Genomic DNA, 3835 nt, shown 5'->3' with positions numbered 1-3835 from the left:
CCCATCTGCATTAAGCGGCGTCCGTTATGTGATCAACGGTGGTGTACAGGAGTCTTTAGAGGATATGGGAGCACCGGAAGGAACGATACTTTCCTGGTGAGAAATCTTTTTTACAATACACCTGCTAGAAGCAAGTTCCTGAAATCAGATACTACGGAGGGAAATTATGTCAGCACTTTGATGGAGCAGCTGGCATTGTCCCATCCTGAGATTTCTTTTAAATATATCCAGAATAAACAGGTGAAGCTTCATACTTCCGGAAATTACAATGTGAAAGATGTGATTTATAATATATATGGAAGAGATATCACCAAAGCACTTCTTGAGGTATCCTACGAGAATGATTTCATGAAGATTGAGGGTTTTGTGGGAAAACCGGAGATTTCCAGAGGTAACCGTACCTTTGAGAATTATTATATTAACGGACGTTTTGTAAAGAACCGGATCATTGCAAAGGGGATAGAGGATGCCTATAAGGGTTTTCTCATGCAGCATAAGTTTCCCTTTGTTTCTCTTCATATTCAGATGGAGGGAAATGATCTGGATGTAAATGTGCATCCAAGCAAGATGGAGGTGCGGTTTGCAAGAGGAACAGAAGTTTATGATGCAGTTTACGAGACAGTCCACAAGGCTCTTACCACAAGAGAAATGATCCAGACAGTGCCTTTTGGAAAAGAAGAACCGATTAAAAAGCAGCAGCCTGTGGTAAAACCGGGGGATGTACCGGAGCCATTTGAAACCAGACGTCGGGCTGAAATTCCGGAGTATCGTCCACAGACTGTAAATACAGCTTCCAGGGTTTCTGAGCATACCGCACTACCACGAGGAACTGTTACAATGGCAGAACAGGCAGTGCGTGAACAGCAGATCTATCAGACTAGGGATCCTCTTACCAAGGCAGAGGAACAGCTTTTTGAGGGAACACTAAGCGATAAAAAGAATGAAGAACAACCGGTATTTTCAGAGACAAAGCAGGAAATTGCAGAACAGAAAACTGCAGAATATCTGAAGACTGCTGTGGATTCAGAAGGAAACAGAAAACAGATAGAACAAAACAAAAATGTAATATCAGAAGAAATCAGACCACAGCAGCTGGAATTATTTGAGGAGAAACTTCTTGCTCCTGAATCCCGAAGCCGTCATCAGCTGATCGGACAGATTTTTGATACTTACTGGCTTGTTCAGTTTGAGGATAAATTTTTTATTATCGACCAGCATGCGGCACATGAAAAGGTTTATTATGAGCGTTTCGTAAAAAGGTTTCGTGAGCAGACAGTAGAATCCCAGTATCTCAGTCCGCCGCTGATCGTATCCCTGAATCTTCAGGAAGAAGCTCTTCTTAAGGCTAACCGTAAATATTTCGAGGATTTTGGATTTGAGATTGAACCATTTGGCGGTAAGGAATACTGTATCAATGCAGTCCCGGCCAATCTGTACGGTCTTACGGAGGAAGAACTTTTTCTGGAAATGCTTGACAATCTTGCTTCTGAGAAGGATAAGGATCCACTTGGAATCTTTGCTTCCAGACTGGCCACCATGGCATGTAAGGCTGCGGTAAAGGGAAATCACCAGATGTCCGACCGGGAAGCAAATGCCTTGATCGATGAACTGCTCACACTGGAGAACCCCTATCACTGTCCTCATGGAAGACCGACGATTATTTCCATGACTAAAACAGAACTGGAAAAGAAATTTAAACGTATTGTATAGTTTATATAAAGGAGCTATTATGAAAAAGCCACTGATCGTTCTTACAGGACCGACGGCAGCAGGAAAAACCCATCTATCCATCGCTCTTGCGAAAGCAGTAAACGGAGAGATCATTTCTGCTGATTCCATGCAGGTCTACAAATATATGGATATTGGATCAGCTAAGATCCGGCCGGAGGAGATGCAGGGAGTAAAGCATTATCTGGTAGATGAACTGCTGCCTCAGGAAGAATTTCATATCGTGAAATTCCAGCAGATGGCAAAAGCTGCCATGAAAGAAATTTATGCCAAGGGGAAAATTCCTGTTCTGGTAGGAGGAACCGGATTTTATATACAGGCTATTACAAAGGATATTGATTTTACTCAGGCAGAGCAGGAAGACGGATACCGTCAGGAGCTGGAACAGCTTGCTGCAGAGAAGGGAAATGAATATCTGCACCAGATGCTTTTGGATGTTGATCCTGTCAGTGCCGGGGAAATCCACGCCAATAATGTAAAACGTGTGATCAGGGCACTGGAGTTTTATCATCAGAACCAGTCGCCGATCTCCGCACATAATCAGGAGCAGAAGGAACACGAAACCCCTTATAATCTGGCATATTTTGTGCTGAATGTACCAAGGGAACTTCTTTATAAACGGATTGATGACCGTATTGATGAGATGTTAAAAGAGGGACTCCTTGAGGAAGTGCAGAAGTTAAAAGATATGGGATACCACAGGGGGATGGTTTCCATGCAGGGACTTGGATATAAAGAAATCCTTGCATATCTGGATGGCGAGTATCCGTTAGAGGAAGCGGTCAGGATCCTGAAAAGAGATACCAGACATTTTGCAAAACGCCAGCTGACCTGGTTTCGCAGGGAGAAGGATACCATCTGGATGAATAAGGATGAATTTGACTATAATGAAGACAGAATCCTTGATGAAATGCTGAAGGTATGCAGGGACAGAGGAATTTTATAACCGAATTTTTCTTAAAAATCACTGATACAGAATAAGTGAAATTCATGAGATAAAATAAAGATAATAATGCAAACAGAAATGAGGACGAAACAAATTATGAAAGAAATGTACGCACAGCTTGGGATTTCTTCAGAGGTTTATGACTTTGGTCATAAGATTGAGGAATCTTTAAAAGAAAGATTTGAAAAATTTGATAAAACGGCAGAGTATAACCAGATGAAGGTGCTTCTTGCCATGCAGAAAAATAAAGTAAGCGCAGAATGCTTCGGAAAGTTCTTCCGGTTATGGATATGACGATATTGGCCGTGAAACACTTGAAAAGGTTTATGCAGATACTTTCCATACGGAAGCCTGTCTGGACGCCCGCAGGATCATGCGGAACTCACGCGCTGGCCATTGCCTTATTCGGTAATCTCCGTCCGGGTGATGAACTCTGGCACCTGCCGGAAAGCCTTACGATACTCTGGAAGAGGTGATCGGCATCCGCCCGTCAAAAGGTTCTCTCGCAGAATATGGAGTAAGTTACCGTCAGGTGGAACTGTTAGAAGACGGAACCTTTGATTATAACAGCATCCGTAAAGCAATGAATGAAAGGACAGAGTTTGTGTGGAAATCCAGCGTTCCAAAGGATACCAGACACGTCCGTCTTTCTCTGTAAAGCAGATTGGAGAACTGATTTCTTTTATAAAGAGTATTAAACCGGATGTGATCTGTATGGTGGATAACTGCTACGGTGAGTTTGTAGATACCATTGAGCCAAGTGATGTGGGAGCTGATATGATTGTTGGTTCTCTGATCAAAAATCCGGGCGGCGGACTTGCGCCTATCGGCGGTTATATTGCAGGTACTAAGGAGTGCGTGGAGAATGCTTCTTACAGAATGACCTGTCCCGGACTTGGCAGTGAGGTAGGCGCAACTCTGGGAGTCAACCGTTCTTTCTTCCAGGGATTTTTCCTTGCACCAATGGTTACCAAGGGTGCGTTAAAGGGAGCTGTGTTTGCGGCAAATATTTATGAGAAACTTGGATTCCCGGTAATCCCGGATTCCACAGAGCCACGTCAGGACATCATTCAGGCAGTAAGCCTTGGCACACCGGAAGGTCTGATCGCGTTCTGTAAGGGTATTCAGGCAGCAGCCGGTTGACAGTTATGTGATGCAGAC

Annotated in this window: 4 protein-coding genes and 1 pseudogene; all 5 read left to right on the top strand. The window is 43.5% G+C overall.

Going from position 1 to position 3835, the window contains the following annotated elements; all coding sequences use genetic code 11:
• Positions 1-96: 96 nt before the first annotated feature.
• Entirely contained in the window at positions 97-1710 is a 1614-nt protein-coding gene (mutL, locus tag AC075L_RS04775) for a DNA mismatch repair endonuclease MutL (protein WP_476387261.1), read from the top strand.
• Positions 1711-1729: 19 nt separating this feature from the next.
• The gene (gene miaA, locus AC075L_RS04770; RefSeq protein WP_022379971.1) at positions 1730-2674 is read left to right on the top strand and encodes a tRNA (adenosine(37)-N6)-dimethylallyltransferase MiaA; all 945 of its coding nucleotides are present in this window, start codon (positions 1730-1732) and stop codon (positions 2672-2674) included.
• Between the two features lie 96 nt (positions 2675-2770).
• Positions 2771-2968 carry a hypothetical protein gene (locus AC075L_RS04765; RefSeq protein WP_476387260.1) on the top strand — a complete coding sequence of 66 codons (198 nt, stop codon included), beginning with the start codon at positions 2771-2773 and terminating at the stop codon, positions 2966-2968.
• 4 nt (positions 2969-2972) lie between these two features.
• A pseudogene (locus tag AC075L_RS04760) lies at positions 2973-3332 on the top strand (methionine gamma-lyase family protein).
• Positions 3281-3817, top strand: a complete 537-nt coding sequence (locus tag AC075L_RS04755) for a methionine gamma-lyase family protein (protein ID WP_476387259.1) — start codon at positions 3281-3283, stop codon at positions 3815-3817. The pseudogene AC075L_RS04760 and the gene AC075L_RS04755 overlap by 52 nt, the downstream one beginning before the upstream one ends.
• Positions 3818-3835: the final 18 nt, after the last annotated feature.

The sequence above is a fragment of the Blautia sp. ZXY-1-B12 genome (assembly GCF_056339915.1).
This window is presented reverse-complemented; position numbering and strand designations above follow the sequence as displayed.